Source organism: Clostridium zhoujianii (genome assembly GCF_051590805.1).
GTDB lineage: Bacteria > Bacillota > Clostridia > Clostridiales > Clostridiaceae > Clostridium.
Map to the genome: position 1 here is coordinate 2,489,932 of NZ_JBPUTF010000001.1, position 20,307 is coordinate 2,510,238.

General features: G+C 30.2%; 19 protein-coding genes and 1 other annotated feature. Of the genes, 5 read left to right on the plus strand and 14 right to left on the minus strand.

Translation table 11 applies throughout. The annotated features are described in order from the left end of the window. Positions 1-183 precede the first annotated feature (183 nt). Positions 184-1,500: an aminotransferase class V-fold PLP-dependent enzyme gene (locus ACSYT2_RS11730; RefSeq protein WP_430855393.1), complete on the minus strand. Its 1,317-nt coding sequence runs from the start codon at positions 1,498-1,500 to the stop codon at positions 184-186. Between the two features lie 145 nt (positions 1,501-1,645). On the opposite strand from ACSYT2_RS11730, the gene ACSYT2_RS11735 reads away from it, so the two are divergent. Continuing rightward, complete coding sequence (locus ACSYT2_RS11735; protein WP_430855395.1) at positions 1,646-2,386, plus strand: hypothetical protein; 741 nt, start codon at positions 1,646-1,648, stop codon at positions 2,384-2,386. 19 nt (positions 2,387-2,405) lie between these two features. Continuing rightward, positions 2,406-3,020 carry a DUF4397 domain-containing protein gene (locus tag ACSYT2_RS11740; RefSeq protein WP_430855766.1) on the plus strand — a complete coding sequence of 205 codons (615 nt, stop codon included), beginning with the start codon at positions 2,406-2,408 and terminating at the stop codon, positions 3,018-3,020. A gap of 70 nt (positions 3,021-3,090) precedes the next feature. Here ACSYT2_RS11740 and ACSYT2_RS11745 read toward each other — a convergent pair whose 3' ends face one another. Beyond that, positions 3,091-3,702, minus strand: coding sequence for a TetR/AcrR family transcriptional regulator (locus ACSYT2_RS11745; RefSeq protein ID WP_430855396.1), 612 nt, complete (start codon positions 3,700-3,702; stop codon positions 3,091-3,093). A 198-nt stretch (positions 3,703-3,900) separates the two neighbouring features. On the opposite strand from ACSYT2_RS11745, the gene ACSYT2_RS11750 reads away from it, so the two are divergent. Next, positions 3,901-5,829, plus strand: coding sequence for an ABC-F family ATP-binding cassette domain-containing protein (locus ACSYT2_RS11750; RefSeq protein WP_430855397.1), 1,929 nt, complete (start codon positions 3,901-3,903; stop codon positions 5,827-5,829). A gap of 269 nt (positions 5,830-6,098) precedes the next feature. On the opposite strand, the gene dut is transcribed toward ACSYT2_RS11750, so the two are convergent. The 4 genes from dut to ACSYT2_RS11770 form a co-directional block, all read right to left on the minus strand. Then, positions 6,099-6,536 (minus strand): dUTP diphosphatase, encoded by a 438-nt coding sequence (gene dut, locus ACSYT2_RS11755; protein WP_438384821.1) that lies wholly within the window; start codon positions 6,534-6,536, stop codon positions 6,099-6,101. A 134-nt stretch (positions 6,537-6,670) separates the two neighbouring features. Continuing rightward, the gene (locus tag ACSYT2_RS11760; RefSeq protein WP_430855399.1) at positions 6,671-7,624 is read right to left on the minus strand and encodes a hypothetical protein; all 954 of its coding nucleotides are present in this window, start codon (positions 7,622-7,624) and stop codon (positions 6,671-6,673) included. A 78-nt stretch (positions 7,625-7,702) separates the two neighbouring features. Beyond that, positions 7,703-9,940, minus strand: coding sequence for a putative bifunctional diguanylate cyclase/phosphodiesterase (locus ACSYT2_RS11765; protein WP_430855400.1), 2,238 nt, complete (start codon positions 9,938-9,940; stop codon positions 7,703-7,705). 128 nt (positions 9,941-10,068) lie between these two features. After that, positions 10,069-11,328 (minus strand): uracil-xanthine permease family protein, encoded by a 1,260-nt coding sequence (locus tag ACSYT2_RS11770; protein WP_438384822.1) that lies wholly within the window; start codon positions 11,326-11,328, stop codon positions 10,069-10,071. Positions 11,329-11,662: 334 nt separating this feature from the next. Between ACSYT2_RS11770 and ACSYT2_RS11775 the strand changes: the two genes are divergently transcribed. Continuing rightward, positions 11,663-12,367, plus strand: a complete 705-nt coding sequence (locus ACSYT2_RS11775; protein ID WP_430855402.1) for a polysaccharide deacetylase family protein — start codon at positions 11,663-11,665, stop codon at positions 12,365-12,367. A 59-nt stretch (positions 12,368-12,426) separates the two neighbouring features. Here ACSYT2_RS11775 and ACSYT2_RS11780 read toward each other — a convergent pair whose 3' ends face one another. The 4 genes from ACSYT2_RS11780 to chbG form a co-directional block, all read right to left on the minus strand. Continuing rightward, on the minus strand, positions 12,427-12,939 hold the full coding sequence (locus tag ACSYT2_RS11780) for a tryptophan transporter (RefSeq protein ID WP_430855403.1): 513 nt from the start codon (positions 12,937-12,939) through the stop codon (positions 12,427-12,429). 115 nt (positions 12,940-13,054) lie between these two features. Beyond that, positions 13,055-13,290, minus strand: a binding site (T-box leader). Positions 13,291-13,337: 47 nt separating this feature from the next. Beyond that, on the minus strand, positions 13,338-15,083 hold the full coding sequence (locus tag ACSYT2_RS11785; RefSeq protein WP_438384823.1) for a putative bifunctional diguanylate cyclase/phosphodiesterase: 1,746 nt from the start codon (positions 15,081-15,083) through the stop codon (positions 13,338-13,340). 211 nt (positions 15,084-15,294) lie between these two features. After that, positions 15,295-15,483: a DUF4250 domain-containing protein gene (locus ACSYT2_RS11790; RefSeq protein WP_430855405.1), complete on the minus strand. Its 189-nt coding sequence runs from the start codon at positions 15,481-15,483 to the stop codon at positions 15,295-15,297. A 14-nt stretch (positions 15,484-15,497) separates the two neighbouring features. Next, the gene (gene chbG / locus ACSYT2_RS11795; RefSeq protein WP_430855406.1) at positions 15,498-16,295 is read right to left on the minus strand and encodes a chitin disaccharide deacetylase; all 798 of its coding nucleotides are present in this window, start codon (positions 16,293-16,295) and stop codon (positions 15,498-15,500) included. A gap of 253 nt (positions 16,296-16,548) precedes the next feature. On the opposite strand from chbG, the gene ACSYT2_RS11800 reads away from it, so the two are divergent. After that, positions 16,549-17,418, plus strand: a complete 870-nt coding sequence (locus ACSYT2_RS11800) for a Cof-type HAD-IIB family hydrolase (protein ID WP_430855407.1) — start codon at positions 16,549-16,551, stop codon at positions 17,416-17,418. Between the two features lie 77 nt (positions 17,419-17,495). Here the strand turns inward: ACSYT2_RS11800 and ACSYT2_RS11805 are convergent, their stop codons facing one another. The 4 genes from ACSYT2_RS11805 to ACSYT2_RS11820 all read right to left on the minus strand — a co-directional run bounded on the left by ACSYT2_RS11805 (position 17,496) and on the right by ACSYT2_RS11820 (position 20,297). Beyond that, positions 17,496-18,362 (minus strand): tRNA 2-thiocytidine biosynthesis TtcA family protein, encoded by an 867-nt coding sequence (locus tag ACSYT2_RS11805; protein ID WP_438384824.1) that lies wholly within the window; start codon positions 18,360-18,362, stop codon positions 17,496-17,498. A 93-nt stretch (positions 18,363-18,455) separates the two neighbouring features. After that, on the minus strand, positions 18,456-19,106 hold the full coding sequence (locus ACSYT2_RS11810; RefSeq protein ID WP_438384825.1) for a TIGR00266 family protein: 651 nt from the start codon (positions 19,104-19,106) through the stop codon (positions 18,456-18,458). Between the two features lie 25 nt (positions 19,107-19,131). After that, a complete protein-coding gene (locus ACSYT2_RS11815; protein ID WP_438384826.1) occupies positions 19,132-19,422 on the minus strand; it encodes a Dabb family protein in 291 nt (96 codons plus the stop codon). A gap of 128 nt (positions 19,423-19,550) precedes the next feature. Next, positions 19,551-20,297, minus strand: a complete 747-nt coding sequence (locus ACSYT2_RS11820; RefSeq protein WP_430855411.1) for a hypothetical protein — start codon at positions 20,295-20,297, stop codon at positions 19,551-19,553. Positions 20,298-20,307: the final 10 nt, after the last annotated feature.

The window sequence follows — 20,307 nt, forward strand, 5'->3', positions numbered from 1 at the left end:
CACAAAACATAATAAAAAAACTACTAGTCACTACCCTACTTATATCAGTAACCACTAATTTTCTACCACAATTGGGGCAATTTATTTTATTAAAATCATCTTGCTTTAATAAATAGGACCTACTTAAATCATAGTCACACCTTTTACACTTTCTCCACATTTATCTTCCCCCAAAGAATATTGCTATAGCTTAAATCCAGTATATTTATTCTTTAGTGCAATGCTTTCAATAGCATCGAGAAAATAATCAACTTCATCCTCATTGTTATACATACCGAAACTTACCCTTATCATTCCTGGCATTCTTTTTGTTTTATCATGAATAAATGCACTTGCATCTTTTTCACTTATACGCATAAGTCGTCTACAGTACGGATGTGCACAAAACCATCCTTGCCTTACAGAAATCCCATAACTTTTTGCTAAAATCTCTGCTACTGTCTGATGATACATAAATGATAAATTGAATACACCTATTCCTAATCTATCCCACCTATAATTAATGTCTCCATAATTTATAATACTAGGAATAGACTTAAGTCCATTCATCAGTCTCTCTCTAAGATATATTTCCTTCTTGTGAAGTTTGTCAAAACCAATTTTATTTAATTCGTCCAAAGCTTTTGATATTGATACAGCACCAAAAAAATTAGGAGTTCCTGCCTCATCTCTTTCTGGAGCTAATAAATACTCTACATCCTTATCCATCACAAAATTTACAGTCCCTCCTCCTTCATTAGGAGGTAAAGAATTATCAAAATCTTCTTTTAAACCAATAATCGCTCCAGCTCCAAATGGTGCGTACAACTTATGAGCTGAGAACACTAGAAAATCTATACGTTCTTCAGGAGAATATCCCCACATATTAACTTTTACATGAGGAACCAGCTGTGCACCGTCAACGATAATCTTAGCATTATACTTGTGTACAATTCTAGCTATCTTGTGTATATCATTAATATATCCAGTTACATTTGATGCACCCGTTACAGTAACATATTTAACTCTACCTCTATAATTTATGAGTTTTTCCTCTAATTCATCTATTTTTAATCTTCCTACCTCATCAACTTCAATATGGTCTACTGTGCATTGCTTTCTCCATGGTAGGTCGTTAGAGTGATGCTCCATCCTAGTAGAAATCACTACTTCATCCTTATTATTAATTAAAGTTCTAGCCAATTTGTTAATTCCATCTGTGGCATTATTCACATATATTACAGTATACTTACTTTTCTCCTTTATATTAAAGAAATTCATAAGATGATCCCTTGATTCATTATATATTCTTGTAGTTATTTCTGCCTTATGTCCAGCTCCTCGCCCTATTGATCCATAGTAACTGCTTAAATTAATAATCGAATCTACCACACTCTTTAATGGTGGAGTTGTTGCTGCATTATCAAAATTTACCCCGCGTACTTTAATTCCATCTAAGGTATCTACCTCTGAATCTATTCCCATCAATATCTTATGAAAATCTACCTTTATTTCATCCATCTGCATCTCCTCCACTATATACTATTCCCTATCACCCATTATTGTTCTACTGTTCTATCATCATATTAATATACATAGGATTTAAGGTAACAAGTACTTTTATAACTCATATATTTATAATAAAGTATTCTTTTGGAGGTATAAGATGAGACCAGATCAAAAATATATGCCAGCTTTTAGGCAAAATTCTGATGGGGATATAAAATTTGCTCCATTCACTCCTCAATCCCCCCTGAATTCTCCATCAGCAGGTTGGATACCTATATTATTCTTTAATAATTCCCCTCTGGGTAATCCCATGCAAAATAATACAGGGCTTTCCATGGGATCTCAAATAACACTACCTAATATGAGTAATTCTTTCTTTCCAAGCTTAAATACTAAGGATAATTCCCAAAATAATTCAACTAATCAGCTAAATACTTACTCAACTATTATGCCAAACAATAATCCTAACAATACTAATAAAAATCAAAATAATATATCAAACAATAACTCTGAAGATTTATTTCCAGATGAGTCTAATTCCAACACTTTATATTCTTATAACAACACTAATGAAAATTCTAATGAAACACAAAACATAAATAACTCTAAACCTAATAAATCTAATAATATGAATAATACTTCTACAAATCAAAATGATATTAATAGAAGTCCTAATCCAATCGATTTATTACGTGATTTTGATTTAGATTTAGATGAGGATGTAGATTTAGTTAGAAATTGTTGTAATGGTCATATTAATAAAATATATAAAGAAATTGAACAAGATAGCCCTGGAGTTCTATCTCTACTTGAGGCATATAATATTCCACGTCCTATGGGCAAGCTAATTATTAGACGAGTAATTAAAATTTCAGTAAATCACTGTAAAAGGGAGTAGGTGAAATATTTTGTTTTTAATGAATGATTCTTTACCTAGACTAAAAGGAACTGTTAGAATGCTTCATGCTGCCGCTGGTGCACCGAATGTGGATATATATAGCAACGGTAATCCTATCGCAATGAATCTAGCCTTCGGAAAAGCAACAGACTATAAAGATTTTTCCCCTGGTAAAAATAAAATTCAGATTTATACAGCTGGTACTTATGATAATCCTATTTACTCAGAGGATATTGAAATAATGCCAAATGATATTGTTACCATAAGTATTGCATTACTTGAAAGTGATATTAGTTTATTTACTTTAAAAGATGGTACTAGCACTGGTAACCCTCAACAAAGCTTTTTAAGATTTATAAATCTCTCAACTAATGCTCCATTACTTACACTTTCCTTGCCAAATGGCGATACTTTATTTAATGGTGTTGAATATCTAGAAACTACAGGTTACTATAATTTATCTCCAGGAATATATGACTTTTTACTTACAGCTACTGGTGCTTCTGCTTTGCGCTTCTTTATAAAACAAATAAACTTGAGGCCAGGCTCTTTTCATACCCTTTATATAATAGGACTTTTAAATAATACCCCTAGACTAGGCTCCTTGTTTCTTAAAGATGGTTTTGAAAGTTAATAGAAAATTAAAGGAATCAGATGACAGGACCTGCCATCTGATTCCTTTTTTAAATACTTCTTATGTAAGACTACTGTATCATAGCTAACACCTTTTTAAATAAAATAGGCTTTACAACCTCTATATCTGCTGGTTCTTCTAATATAATAGCACTATAGCATACGCTACCTACTAATTCAAAAATCATAAATAAGGTATACTCTGCTTCCTTTAAATTCATATTCCTATCAACTAAATTTTCAATGAAAATTCTAGCAACATCTTCAACCTCTTTATATTCTTCAGGTTTCATAAGGGCCCTTCTATATAATCCCCACGAAAAATTTTTATTTATAAGTTTTAGCATTAACCTATTTTCTTTAAAATAATTAATTACGTAATCAATAAAGAATATTGTCTTTGCTTCAAATTCCTTGATTCCCTGTTCCTCAGTTTTTACTAACCCTTCCCTTACTACAAGTGCACTTTTTTGAAGGATTAACTTATTTATTATATCGTACTTATCTTTAAAGTATAAATAAAATGTCCCCTTAGCTACCCCAGCTCTTTTTACTATATCATCTATGGCTGTATTTTGAGTTCCCTTTGTAGTAAATAACTCATATGCTGCTGAATATAATTCGTATTCTTTTTTCTTTTTCTTGGCACCAACTTTACTTTCTACCTTATCTTCATTAGCCATTTCTTCCTCCTCCATGACTAAAAGTCATTTATATCTATATTATACTTTACTCTCATTAATAATTAAATCACTCTTTACTATTTCTTTAAAATTGCTATGATAACTGTTAAATAGTATAATTAATTAGGATATTAGGATTACAGGTTTATAAAACCCATTATATATAGTTTACCTAATAATATGGCGGAGGAAAAGTAAATGATTGTATTAAGTTGTAAAAACATTAGCAAAAGCTATGGAATAGATGAAATTCTTAAAGATGTTACCTTATCTATTAACGAAGGGGATAAGATAGGAATAATAGGTTCAAATGGCGAGGGAAAATCCACATTATTTAAAATTCTTTCAAAAGAACTTTCATATGATGATGGTGAAATTTTTATAGATAAAAATAAAACTCTAGGTTATCTTTCTCAGCATTTGAATTTAGATTCTGAAAGTACAATATATAGCGAAATGATTTCTGTATTCTCAGATTTAACTAATCTAGAGGATAAACTTGCTATACTTGAAGTAAAAATGAATGAACCTTATGATGACAGTAATGCTGACTACCATAATAAACTTATTAAAGACTACACCACTGCTCAAGAGCTTTACTCACATAGGGGTGGATATACTTATAAAGGGGAAATAGGTAGAGTCCTAAAAGGACTTGGCTTCTTAGAAGATGATTTCCATAAAGAAATAGTTACACTAAGTGGTGGACAAAAAACTAGAGTTGCTCTTTGTAAACTACTTTTACTTTCACCTGATATTCTATTATTAGATGAACCCACAAACCACTTAGATTTAGAAGCTATTGAATGGCTAGAAGAGTATTTAAAGTCTTACAAAGGAACTGTATTAGTTATATCCCACGATAGATTCTTCTTAGATTCAGTAACTAATAGAACATTCCAAGTTATTAATGGTCATGTTAATACATATAATGCTCCTTATACTAAATATCTGGAGCTAAGGAAGAAAGATTATGAAACTCAGCTAAAGGCTTTTACTCTTCAACAAGCAGAAATAAAAAGGCAGGAAGCTATAATAGAAAAGTTTAGATCCTTTAATAGAGAGAAAAGTATTAGAGCTGCTGAAAGTAGAGAAAAAGCATTAGATAGAATTGAAAAAATTGATGCTCCAGATTCTGAAAAAGAAGCTTCTAAAATAGAATTTGAGACTTCTGTAAAGAGCGGATATGATGTTTTACATATAGAAAAACTAAGTAAAAGCTTTGGTGATAAGCATCTATTCTCTAACTTATCTTTAGACTTAAAAAGAGGAGAAAAGATAGCTCTTATTGGCGAAAATGGTAGGGGTAAAACAACTCTATTTAATATAATAATGGATAAACTTAAGGCTGATAGTGGAATTAAAGTTTTAGGAACTAACGTAAATGTAGGATATTATGATCAAGAACAGTCAAATTTATCTACAGAAAAAACTATTATAGATGAAGTATGGGATGACTTCCCTGAGCTTACTACATCTAAACTAAGAGGAGCTCTAGCTGCATTTTTATTTACTGGTGATGATGTATTCAAAACAATAGATAAACTTAGTGGTGGAGAAAAATGTAGGGTTAATCTACTTAAATTAATGTTATCAAAATCCAACTTATTATTACTAGATGAACCTACTAATCATTTAGATATTCCTTCAAGGGAAGCATTAGAAGAAGCTATTTTAAGCTATGACGGTACTTTAATAGTTATATCCCATGACAGATACTTCTTAAATAAAGTTATTAATAGAATTCTTGAATTACATGAAGAAGGTGTTTCAGAATACCTAGGTAACTACAGCTATTTTGTTGAGAAAAAGCAAAACCCTCAAAGGTTTGAAACCCTAGAAGAAATGTCTGGTGGTAAGACAAAAACCCAAATCAAAGATGAAAAGAAAAAGAAACGTGAATCTGAAAAAGAAGCTAAGGCTAAGAAACTTAGACTAAAAAAAATAGAAGATGAAATAAGTAAAGCAGAGGAAACTCTACTAGAGCTTCAAGAATCACTATGTAAAGAAGAAATATACTCTAACCCACAGGAAAGCGGTAGAGTTAATAAAGAAATTAAAGAAACAGAAAGTACTATTGAATCATTATATGCCCAGTGGGAAGAACTCAGTGAAGAACTTCTTTAAAGGACGTACTAAACTCTAGAGGTAATGTAACTAAAAATATCTTGGATGAATTGATTCCGCCTGATTTAGTTTGATTTCGGCAAGTATTTCTATCTTTTATCAAAAGGATAGGCTCCATTCAATTAATCAAAGATATTTTTTCTGTTATATTACCATAGTTTATACTACCTATTAAAAGATTCATAAAATAAGAACAAGGACATATAAGAGTCCTTGTTCTAGTTTACATAACATCCATAGTTAGTTCCTCATTGATATAAATCCTATAACTAAATCCCTGAAGATCCGTATCCTTTTTCGCCTCTTTCTGAGTCAGTTAAAGAGTTTACTTCTTCGACTTCTACTCTCCATACTGGTTTTATAACCATTTGAGCTATTTTCATACCTTCTTCTACAACAAAGGCTTCATTGCTATGGTTTATCACTATAACACCAATTTCTCCTCTATAGCCCTCATCTATAGTTCCTGGTGAGTTAACTAATGATATTCCATGCTTAAGTGCTAAACCACTTCTTGGTCTAATTTGAGCTTCCGTATTCTTTGGTAGCTCTATTTTAATTCCTGTATGTACTAATCCTCTTTCTCCTGGATTTAAGATTAACTTTTCTACTGAATATACATCTAATCCCGCATCACCTTCATGGGCATAATTAGGTATAATTGCTTTTTCATTTACTTTCTCTACTTTTAATAAAAACTTATCCATAGTATCTCCTATTCTTATCACTAATTTTAATTTTATTATAACAAGAATAAACATATAATTCTACTTTCTATTAATTACTAAAAATAAAACAGGTTTCTAGCTAAAGCTATAAACCTGTTTTATCAAGTGTCATATTAGTGTCCTTTCCTACAACACCTTTGATTTTTTATTTTATTAACTGCAAATATTATACTTCTATTATTACATTCATCAATTGTAACCTCATTCCAATTAATATATGAAGGCTTATCGAAGTATCTCTTATCAATTAACTGAATTACTCTATAGCTTCCTTCAGGAACACAAGTGAAAATAACCTTTCCATCACAATTTGTCTCCTTCGAATCTACTAATTCTGGACAAACCCCATTAAGTTTATATAGATTGATTTTTACTCCCTTAATTCTTGTCCCTTCTTTAACTGTAAGAGTTGAGTATACTACTATTTCCCCCTGAATTTTCTTTCTACATTCATATTCTTTTTCCTTATTCTCATAACAATCTACCCTATTTACTTCATTCCACTCATCTTCACAATTTAACCACTTATTGTCCTCTTCTTCCTCAAAAAAACTCTGAACTGATGAACACTCACAGGTATCATCATATTCCTCTACATGTTTTTTTTCAATTTCCTCACAGTAGCTTGAAGAAATATCTTCTTCATAGAACTCTTCCTGCTCAACTTCCCTATGATCATCATAGTCACATTTTCTCTCTTCTAACTTTTCCTCTTCTTCATATTTATACTCTTCTTCTACTATGCTGTCTTTCTCCCTATCTACAGATGGAATCTTAATGTCTATGTCTGTATCACTGTAATAGCATTTCATTTCTTCAGCGTCTATCTTACTTTCTATACAGCCTGAGTCTACACCTCCAAAAACCTTACTCTCAGATCCACAGGTATGGTTTTCATTAAGACCATCTGGATAACTTATGTCAAAATTAACTATTAAATCATCTTCTCTTACTCCTTCTCCGATCTCTTGTTTTTCTTTTAAATATTCTTTCATGAATTTCTCTATGACAGGGTCACTATCTTTCATGTTTGTACAATAAATCTTTTTGCCCTTTTCATTCTCCACAAAAAAAACCTCCTTAGTTTTCTTCTACTATAAAATATGAGAAACTAAGGAGATATGTGCTATATTTAGGCCATCCTATTATTTTAAAAGAAGTGCTTTTTCTTTTTCTACTAAATTTAATACGCTTTCAAAACTCTTTGGTTTACTAAAATAGTATCCTTGAATAATATCACAGTTATAATTTATTAAATAATTATATTGGTCTAAGTCCTCCACACCTTCTGCTACAACATCCAACTCTAACAAGTGTGCCAATTCTATTATTTTTTGTATTATAAATTCATTCTTATTATCAATTCCTATATCATCTACAAAACTCTTATCTATTTTTACTGTATCTATTGGCAGTATCTTTAGATAATTCAAGGATGAATATCCTGTTCCAAAATCATCTAGGGCTATTGATACCCCTAATTCCTTGAGACTTTTAAGTGTTCTTATACTGCTTTCTGGTGACTTCATAATAACACTCTCTGTTACTTCAAATTCTATATATGAAGGGTTTATTTTATATTCTTTTATTTTCTCTTTTATAAAAGGAACTAACTGCTTATCTCTTATTTGAACCTGTGATAAATTAATGGCCATCTTAAACTCAACATCAGTGATATTCATTATCTCAATGCACTTTTTAAATGCATCTTCGATAAGATAATTACCAATAGGCACTATAAGTCCTGTACTTTCAGCTAAAGGTATAAACTCCCCTGGAGAAATTTGTCCAAGCTCTTTACTATTCCATCTAGCCAAACATTCAAATCCTTGTATTCTATTGCTTCTAGACCAATACTTTGGCTGGTATTCAAAATATATCTCTTTATTATCTGGAACTTTTCTTAAAGCTGCCTTCAATATTAAATCCCTACTAAACTTTTCAGCTATATTAGGATTATAAATATAATATTGATTCTTACCACTTGCCTTAGCTTCATACATTGCAATATCAGCCTTCTTTAATAGGCTAAATATCGTATTACCATCGCTTCGGTACATACTAACTCCGATGCTTACAGTACAATATATTTCTTTTCCCTTTACCTCTAAAGGTATATTAAATGTTTCTATTATATCCTCTAATACTTTTATAACTTCTCCCTTATGTATAACATCTTCAATAGCAATTATAAATTCATCTCCACCAAATCTTGCAAGAGTACACTTTTTTGTAAGAATGCTATTTAATTTCATGCAAAAAATCTTTAATAGCTCATCTCCAGCATCATGCCCATATGTATCATTTACATATTTAAAATTATCTAAATCCATAAATAAAATAGCAAAATCATTGTCCCCTTCTTTAGCTTTTAATAGCATTCTTTTTGCTTTATCAGTAAAATATCGTCTATTAGGTGTTCCCGTAACATCATCAAAATGTCCCATATAATAAATTTTCATTTCTTTTTCTTTATTGTCTGTAATATTGCTCATAGATCCATATATATATATTCCATCTTCCTCAACTATTCTTTTACCTCTTTCCATTAACCAAACTATCTTTCCAGAAGTAGTCTTTATTCTATATTGAAGTGAAATATACTCACTATTATTCTTAATGAATTTCCTATATGCATCTCTATATAGCTCTCTATCACTTGGTATTATATACTTAATCCAATCTTCGCTATTTAATTTATATTCTAGCTTATGGTCTAATTCTAATAAGTAGGCAATTCTACCACTTAAGGTTATTTCACTAGTTTCAATATTAAAGTAAAACATTATATCTTGGCTTCCTTCTAATGCCCTTCTATAATTTTTTTCACTTAATCTCAGTAACTGATCTTGCTTCCTTTTTTCTGTGGTATCTAATAATATACCTGTTAGATAATAAGTACTATTTTTCATCTCACCTTTGCCAGAACACTCCATTAATATTGCCTTTCCTGAATTATCAAATACAGTGAACTCTAAGGTAAACTCTTCCTCTATACTTTCTTCTATCATATCATTAAAAAAGCCTCTTATATACCCTCTATCCTCTTCACTTATAAAGGTATAGAATTTTTCAAAACTATCAATAACAATGTTAGTTTTGAGTATTTCTCTTAATCTACTTGATATAATAAATAATCTTTCCTGGCTATCCCACTCCCATACTGCTCCATTTAAAGCTTCTAATGCTAACTTATATCTTATATAATTTCTATCATTAAGCGCTTTAATTCCATTACGCATCATAAAGCCACAAACTATTCCATTAATCACAAGACATACTGATGCTATAGTTGAGTATTCACTTTTATTTATTAATAATATCCCTGCTAATAAGCCTAATAAAATCATAAATGTCTTGCATATCCTACCTAAAAGTATCACATATCCACCCCATTATATTATCATTGAAGATATTTCTCCCTTATATAATATTACCATATACTCCATATATCGACATCATAAAAATAAAAAAATATCTGATATTTCACAGATATTTTCTTATTATTTTTTTATTTAATTTTTATTCCATTAAGAATCATATTTAAGACTACTCCTACAATTGCGGCAAAACTTAGTCCACTAATTGCTACACTCTCTGTTATACGTATTCCTACAAATATACCAAATCTACTTTCTATAAATGATCCTCCAATTCCTAATATAAGAATTGTAACCATAACAATTATATTCTTCCAATCAAACTTAACTTTTTCTCTTTTTATCGTTTTAGGTCCAATTATCGCTATCATAGTAAATAACATTAAGCTTATACCACCCATAACTGGCTGTGGAACTGTTCTTATAGCTGCTCCAAACTTAGCAACAAAGCTTAGTACTATAGCTAATACTGCTGTTATTCTTAATATTGATGGATCATAATTTTTTGTTACTGCAAGTACTCCTGTATTTTCTCCATAAGTTGTATTAGCAGGTCCTCCAACTAGTGATGCAAATATTGTTGCTAATCCATCTCCTAATAGTGTTCTATTTAAACCTGGATCCTCTATGAAATTTTTTCCAACTACTTGTCCATTAGTTGTTATATCTCCTATATGTTCCATAAAAACCGCTAGTACTACTGGTGCTATTATTAATATAGCTCCAATATTAAACCTAGGTAATGTAAATGTTGGTATAGATACTATTGCTGCTTCGCTTATTGCAGCAGTATCAACAAAACCTATAATTAATGCAACTATATATCCAACAGCTACTCCAAATAAAATTGCTATTTGTTTTGCAAAACCTTTTCCAAAATACTTAATTATTAGTGTTGTTCCTAATGTTATTGCTGCAAGTATCCAATGTCCACTTGCCATATCAAATGCTGTAGGTAATAAATTTAATCCTATAACCATTATCATTGGTCCTACAACCTGTGCTGGTAATATAGCTCTAATCTTTTCTACTCCTATTTTTTTAACTAATAAAGATGATAGTACATATATTAATCCTGCAACAAACATTCCACCCTGAGCAAATCTTAAATCTCCATATTTCTCCGATACTGCTATAATAACTGGAATGAATGCAAAGGATGATCCTAAGAATACTGGAACCTTTCCTTTTGTGCAGAAATGGAATATCAATGTTCCTACCCCTGCTGTAAATAACGCTATCGATGGGTCTAATCCAGTTAAGAATGGAACTAATACAGTTGCTCCAAACATAGCAATTAAATGTTGTAGTGCTAGTACCCCTCTAAATAATCTTTCTTTTAAAGTTCTGTTTTTAACCTTTTCTACATCTTTTAAAATTGTTTCTTCCATAATAATGCCTCCTTAAACTTTCTAAGGAGAAAATAACTTTCTCCCTTTTTCAGCCTCTCTGGACTGTAATTAAAAGGTTCTTAAATTTAAATACAAAAAAACTTCATACTTGTCGTAAGAAGTTATAATTACACACAAAAATATCTATAATCTTCTTACTAGCCTCTCTGGACCACCTTAAAGAATTCTTAGTATTACCTTTAATTCTTCGTTATTATATCATATACAAATGACATGTTTCAACAAATAATTTTTCTAATTTTATATAATGGATAAAAGATTATTTAAAGAACATAATAACTATGATATTTAATATAGCTAGAAGGTGATACAAATGACGAAAATATTTAGAAAGTTTATTATTACTATTACTACATTCTTATTTTTAATCAACGTTCCAATTTTATCTGTGCTGGCTAGTCAAGAAGAAAAGTCTATTTACTTAACCTTTGATGATGGACCTGGTGGAAAAGTAACTACTGAAGTTTTAGATATTTTAAAGTCCGAACAGGTTCCTGCTACATTTTTTTTGATTGGAAATCAGATTAATGGTCAAGAAAAACTAGTTAAAAGAATAGCTGATGAAGGACACTCCCTAGGCCTTCACAGTATGAGTCACAATAAAAATAAGTTATACTCATCAAATCAAGCTTTTCTAGATGAAATGCTTGAGTCACAGGCTGTTATAAAAGAAGTTACAGGTGAGTCTCCTAATATATTACGTTTTCCCTTTGGATGTAATAATACTAGATATCACTTAAAAAAAGAATTAGTTGAATTACTTCATAAAAATAATATGAAGATATATGACTGGAATGTAGATAGTACAGATGGTGCAAATCATACTGCTTCTCCCAGTACATATATAAAAAAATCTAAAAGTGATAAAAATCCTATAGTACTATTAATGCACTGTGGGTATATGAATAAAAATTCCGCTAAAGCTCTTCCTGAAATAATTAAATTTTATAAAGATCAAGGCTATGTTTTCAAAGTAATTTCTAATGATACAGCAGAAATTTTTCATTATTTAAAATAATAAAATGCCTATGAGATTTGATTTTCTCATAGGCATTTTATTATCACTTATTAGCTTTATTACATAACAAAGTTAGTTTGTTTAATTGCTCTTTCTACCACTTTAAATATTATTAATCCAATAATAACATTTATTATTGCTGTTGGAATAACAACTGCTAAAATAGGAGCAATTATTGATCCCTTTATTCCAATAATTACTGCTAATGATGTAAGAAATGTTAGTCCACTTAATCCTGTTCCAAATAGTAATAATACAATTGCTTGTACATTCTTATTTACTTTCTCTCTTAGAGGCATTAGAACTAAATACATAACATTACAAGTCACCAACTTATCAATTATATTAGGTAGTTGTCCACCGACTGTCTTAGTTGTTAAAGCTGTAAATATTCCAATAATTATTCCTGAGAATAATGTAGTCTTATAGTCCTTATTTAATATCATTATTACAAATAACATAGCAAGTGCAAAATCTGGCTGAGCCGGTAACCCTATTGCAGGAGTTACCACATGCAAGATTACTCCAATTGCGATTAATATAGCATTTATTATCATTTTCTTTGTTTTCATTTTAATTCCCCCTAATTAATATTTATTACTTTTCTATCCTGAATTTAATCCTTCATTTCATAACATATCTATCGCCCCTCAATTATTTTATAAATAAAAAAACTCCGTCCTATAATAATAGGACGGAGTAAATATCCGCGGTACCACCTAAATTGCATAAAAAGTGCCTCTCTTCAAGTACTAACATACTCTATTTGCTGTAACGTGCAACCCACGGCTAAACTACTCTCTAAATAGATTTCATCTCGCTCCTCAAAGGCCCATTCATCATTAGCTATAGTACTGAAATCTCACCATCTTCAGCTCTCTTTAACCTTGCACCTGATTACTATCCCTTTTCACAGGATTTATATCTTTAATTTAATAATATGTATTTTTTACCTTTTTGTCAATAAATTTTATAAAGTTTTTCCCAAAAGATTTTTTATCTTCTCGAAAACTTCTGGCTTACTGAAGTAGTAACCTTGAACCACATCACATAAAATTTCTTTTAAGTAATCAACTTGTTCTATGTATTCAACACCTTCTGCAACTACATCTATACCTAATTCATGAGATAATTGAATTATGTTTTCTACTATACATCTACTCTTATCATTATTCACTAAATCTATAACGAAACTTCTATCTATCTTTAGAACATCTATAGGCAATTTAGTTAGATAATTTAAAGATGAATAACCAGTTCCAAAATCATCAAGGGCTACACTAACACCTAAATCCTTGATTAACTGTAATCTATGTATATTATCATCAAAAGTTTTCATTAACATACTTTCAGTAATTTCCACTTCTATGTACTTAGGGGAAACTCCATATTTCTCAATAAGTTCACTAAAATCCTTCACTATGGTTCCATATCTTAATTGAACTTCTGAGAAGTTAACTGCAATTTTAAAATTGTCATAACCTTCTTCTAAAAGTGCCTTAACTTTTTTAAATACTTCCTCTAATACAAACCGACCTATGGGTAATATCAATCTTGTATTTTCAGCTATAGGAATAAATTCTGCTGGACTAACTAATCCAAGTTCTTTGCTATTCCACCTTATTAGTGCTTCAAATCCATTTACCTTTGAATCCGTCAATGCTACTTTTGGCTGAAATACAACATAAAACTCATCATATTGTATAGCAGTTCTCAATCCCTTTTGAATAACATATGTCCTACTAACCTCTGTACTTATGCTTTTATCAAAATATTCCCATACGTCCTTACCATTACTCTTAGCTCTGTGCATAGCTGAATCCGAGCTTTTTAGTAATGTACTGAAGTTTTGTCCATTTTCTGGCGATAAAGCTACACCTATGCTTACTGTTATGTACAATTCGTTATCGTTAATTGTAAAAGGCTCTTCAAATATATCCTTAATACTTATAACTAATTGCTCTGAATCCTCTATACATTCTATCTCTGGCTTAAAAACTATAAATTCATCTCCACCATATCTACATATTAAATCATTATCACCAATAACATTTATTAATGAATCTGCAATGTGTTTAAGTAACAAATCTCCATCCTCATGACCGAAATATTCATTAATAATCTTGAAGTTATCTATATTTATTAGTAGTAATGTTCCTCTTAAATTCTCTTTTTCAGAATCCATTAAATAATTATCTATTATTTCTTTAATATAATATTTATTAGGAAGTCGAGTAACAATATCATAATCAATTACATTCCTTAGTTCTTCTTCTAAATTCTTTTCTCTTGTTATATCGTGTATATAACCCCTATATGAGTCTAAGTCTCCATCCGCATTTATTGATGGCTTTAATTTGAGCTCTACCCAAATAATATCATCAAATATATTTAACATCCTAAACTCTAGTATTATTTTTTCTTTTTTATCTATACCCTTATTCCAATATTCTTGAATCTTTTCAATATCTTCTCTATACATATGTTCTAAACATTTATCATAGCTAACTTTTGTGTGATTCTTCCCCTTATCACTCAAAGTTGAAACTATATTTCCAAATACTTTGAACATTCCACTTTCTATATCGAAAATCACCAAATTATCCCTTGAATACTCCTTAAGTTCATCTGCATAAAGCTTGAAATTCTTCTCCCATCCAACTTCCCCTTTGGATACATTTTCAAACTCTATTTTCCCCTTATTCCCTTCCTTCATTATACTTACCAATCAATCTACTTATTGTTGCCTTCCACTTCGTTATTTTCCTTTTTATCCTTTACTAATGATGCTACTAATGCTGCAGTAGCTCCTAAAAGAACTAATAATTTACCTGTCTTTTTTATATTCATAAATAAAACCTCCTACATTAAATTATTTCTTATATTTCTATTATAACCCATAGCCTTAGCCCTATACTATCCTATATTTACTTAAATTGATTTAATTCTTTATTATACTCATACCCAATTTGGCTTAATTTACTTACGATGTCATCTTCTAATATTTCTAAATCATCACATAATACCTCTAATGAACTATAGTTATCCCTAAGCTTCATGTTTATCATGCTTAAAAGTATGTTGGGGTCCATTTCTCTTATAGAATTTTTATCCATAATTCTCTCCTTATTTATAAGTCTGAAAAGCTAATTAATTCAATATTGTTATCTACTATAAATTTTTTCACCTTATCTGAGGTAAGTATTTTTAGTTCCTCTTCTCTTAATGTATTATATGAACTTATTTTCCTTAAATCTTCATCTACAAATGCCGGATGTGACATAATTTCTAATACATCATATTTTCCCAAGGATTCTTTTATAATATTTATTAATGATTCTTCTGAAACACCGTCTTCATAGAAATCAACAGCAAAATTGTCTGGACAAGAAACACCTTCTCCCCTAGTCATGGATATTACATCTTCTTTTACTAAGGGAAAATTGTATCCAGTACATAATGCATTTATAGTCTCTGTTCTAGGGCATCTAATAGGAACATTATATTCTTTAGCAAGTCTTACAACTATTTTGAATACCTCTGGATGAAAAACATAAAAATGATGATGCCCATCTATATGGCTTAATTTCATTCCAGTCTTGATAAACTTATCTAATTGTGCTCTTAATTCTTTTTCTACATCCTTTGGATTCATTAACCTTGGATTAGGCTTTTTGAAAAACTCTCCATTCTCATCTACTATATTTTTAACCTCTTCAGTTGGTAATACAGGTCTTCCACATGTAATTGTAAGATGTATTCCAACATTAATTCCTTCTGCTTTAGCTAACTCAATAGCTTCATCAAAATAAGGCATATTAGCCATAGCTGTTGTATCTGTCATTACTCCATCTTTTATAGCTTTTATTATACCCTTAGATACTCCTTCAGTTATTCCAAAATCGTCGCCATTTATTATTAACTTCATAATATCATCTCCCAAGTTACTTATCGTTTTCAATATAACATATATTTTATTTAATTAAAATATATCCTAACAATTCTCAATGGATTCTCTTAGAATACGCCCATAACTTATATTATAAATATATTAAATATTTATTTCCACACCTTTCATCATTATTTATTCCTTTCCTACTGTTAAAGGTGCTTTTATATATACATTTCAAATTTATAATAGTAGAATGGTTATGATAACTTAAAATACTAGGAGGGTTTTTATGAGATTAATTGCAACAGACTTAGACGGTACATTACTTCAAAGAGACAGCACTATAAGTACTGATGATCTAAATGCCATTATAAAGGCAGAAGAGCAGGGTATTAAGGTTGTTGTTGCTACAGGTAGACAATATACTAGTGCAAAATCACTTTTGAAAAATTGTAAATTTGAGCCTGATTATATGATTTGTGATAATGGTTCAACAATATACTCTGTAAAAGATGATAAAAAACTATGCTCTTTCCCTTTACATAAGGATAAAATAATAGAAATATTAAATTATCTTAATAAAAATGATTACTATTATTCTCTTTCTTCTGATACATGTAGGGTTGAATTAAAAAACTTTGCCGAAAAATTAAAATCTGAATTTGAGAGAAATAAAAAGAGAATACCCGATTTAAATCCATTCCATCTTACTTCATTAATTGATTTGATTGATAGTGAAGGAAAAGATAGAAGTAATGATGTTGATTGCTCTGAAGATATTATTAATTTAGATATGAACTTTTACAATATAACAGCTATTTCCTTTGATCCAGAAAGAATAGAACAAGGAATAGAAGGTGCATCTAAAATCCCTGGTATTTCAGTAGTTTCATCAGCTTATAATAACTTTGAAATGCTACATGAACATGCATCCAAAGGTAGTGCTTTAGAATATTTAGCTAATCATTTAGGGGTAACACTTGATGAAACAATGGCTATTGGAGATAATTTTAATGATTTATCTATGCTTCAAAAAGCAACTCATAGTGTAGCTATGGGAAATGCTAGTGATGATATAAAGAAAATATGTAAATATGTAACTTTAGATAACTCAAAAAGTGGAGTTGGACATGCTATAATGAACTTTGCTATTAAATAAATTTGAAAATATAAATAAAGCTAACACTTTAATCATAGTGTTAGCTTTACTTACATGTTGACTAGAAAATTATATTCCTATTCTTCATCATAATAATCTAAGAATGAATGTTTTTCTCCATTCTTTTCCCAGCCTAAAATACCTTCCATACCAACATTCTCTGCTGCTTTGAATATTGACTTATCTACTCCATCGAACTTTGTCTTAAGATCCTTTATTAACTCTTTAATCTCAAATCTTTTATTTCCAATCTTCTTCGCAGCTATCATACATGCACAGTTTAGAGGCCAAATTCCACTGTAATTTATAAATCTTCTAATAGAATCTTCTTCTACAAGATATAATGGTCTTATGAGTTCCAAGTTTTCAAAATTCTTAGCCTTAAGCTTTGGTAGCATTGTTTTAAAGTTACCTGCATATAATATGTTTAACATTGTCGTTTCTATAACATCATTATAATGATGTCCTAAGGCTAACTTATTACATCCAAGCTCTTGAGCCTTTGCATATAAAGACCCTCTTCTCATTCTTGCACATAAATAACATGGATAGTCACTTGCCTTCTCATCTATTACATTGAATATTCCTGAATCATATATATGAGTTGGGATATTCAAATAATCCAGGTTTTCCTTTAATAATTCCTTTACTTGTGGATGATACCCTGGATCCATTGCTATAAACTCAAGGTCAAATTTAACTTGCCCATGCTTTTGTAATTCTTGAAATAATTTTGCCATAAGTAAACTATCTTTACCACCTGAGATGGCAACAGCAATCTTATCTCCTTCTTGAACTAATTCATATTGTTTAACAGCTTTTACAAACTTAGACCAAATCTGTTTTCTATATTTTTTAACTATACTTCTCTCTATTTCACTTAAGGGCTTCTTTTCTTCATCTGGAATTATTCTTTCACAGCCCTGTCCTGCTATATTACTCATAATATCACCTCATACAAGTGATATTATATCACCTAAAAGTATAATTTCAACTATATACTTATTTAATTCTACTATTTATGTTATCTGTTAAACCTATGTTCCTGGTGTCATAAGGTATGAAGGATTTTTAGTCTGTATCCATATTTCCCCTGGCCCTTGGAATTTACAAACATATCCCTCTCCACTTACTAAAGATGTTATACCATTAGAAATCATTTCTACCGAATACTTAATAGTACTTTCCCATAATACAAGGTGGTTTGTATCTACTACATATCTTTCTCCAGGCTCTAATATCTTTTTATAAATTGCACCATATGAACATAAAGCTATTGTTCCCTCACCTGATACCTCTACCTGAAATAATCCTTCACCAGATAATATCCCTTTTCCGCCTGCACCTTTTGTTTTTAACTCTATCTCTCCATAACTAGCTAAAAAAGCATTTTGTCCTAATCTGTATGTTCTGCTTCCATCCATATCAAATAACTCTATGTCACCTAAGAAGCTTGGTGATACTACTAACTCTCCCTGTTCTTTTGCCCTATACTCCTGTAAAAATGTACTTTGTCCTGCAAACATTCTTCCTAGAGCTCTTTTCATTCCACCAGATTTCAACTTCATATCAAAGACATCCGCCATTGATATCATTGCACCAGCTCTTACTATAAACTTGTCATCTTTTTCCGCATTTATCTTAAGAACTGTATTCACATTACCATATAGAATCTCAAATTTACCCATTATTCTCCCCCTAACTCATTTTTAATTAAAATTCATAATCTACAACCACTCTACTTTCTGTAACCTCTTTTATGAATCCCCCTACTTTTATATGCTCTGGATGTTTTTGATAGTTATTTAAATCATCAATATTATCAAAATCAGAATTTAACACAACATCATATGCCTGTTCTCCTTGATTAATGTTTATTCCAACCTCAATAAATTTTAGTTCTTCAATAACACCATTTAAAGCCTCTAAAGATTCTTTTATTCTCTTTGCATTTTCTATTTTCTTTTCGTCCTTTAATCTCCACATCACAATATGCTTAATCATTCTTTACTCCTCCTAATTAGTTCTTTTCTATATTATAACAATTCTAAAATCAAATTTCTTCTATACTAATAAATTCCTAGTTAATTTTATAAAAAATAGCTATATCCATAACAGATATAGCTATTTTATCACTCTATGTGTTTTTTCTTTTTAGCTATTAAACCTACTCCTAAGAAACAAGAAACAGCTATTATCGGTGTAAGACCTCCAAATATTGGTCCTTGAGTTATATTTATAAAATCATTATTTGGTGCCCAATCAATATTAGTTGGAGACCATTGACCAGTAGCAGAAGCTATAGCAAATTCGAATTTGCTATCCTTCTCTGCTAGCCCTATCTTATCTAATGGTAACCTAACCTCAAATCTAGTTCCATCTGAATTTTTAAATACTTGATTTTCACCTACATAAATTGGTGTAGAATTATTTGCTTCATTAAGAAACACATTTACCCTTAAACTATTATTATCCCATGGTTCATATGATGCATTAATCTTATATGTAGTTACTGCTCTTTCACTCCACTCCCATGATTCTTTCCCATTATTCTCCCAAGGGAAAAATACACTTTGCTCATAACCATTATTTATATTTATAGGTACCCAAATATCCCATCCTGAACCAACCTTATATCTTTCCACATATAAATATAAATAATTGTCGTCTGTAAAATATCTTATTTCTTTAAGATCCTGATTAGTATCAGAAGTGTCTCCTATAGAATCACTTATAGTTGGCTTATCATTCCAATCCTCAAATAACCCATCAATAACAATTGGTGCTTCTACCTGTTCCTTCTCTTTTGCATTTACAGTAGTATTTCCAAACATACAAAATATTAATGCTAAAATTATAATTAATCTTTGTTTCTTCATATTTCATCCC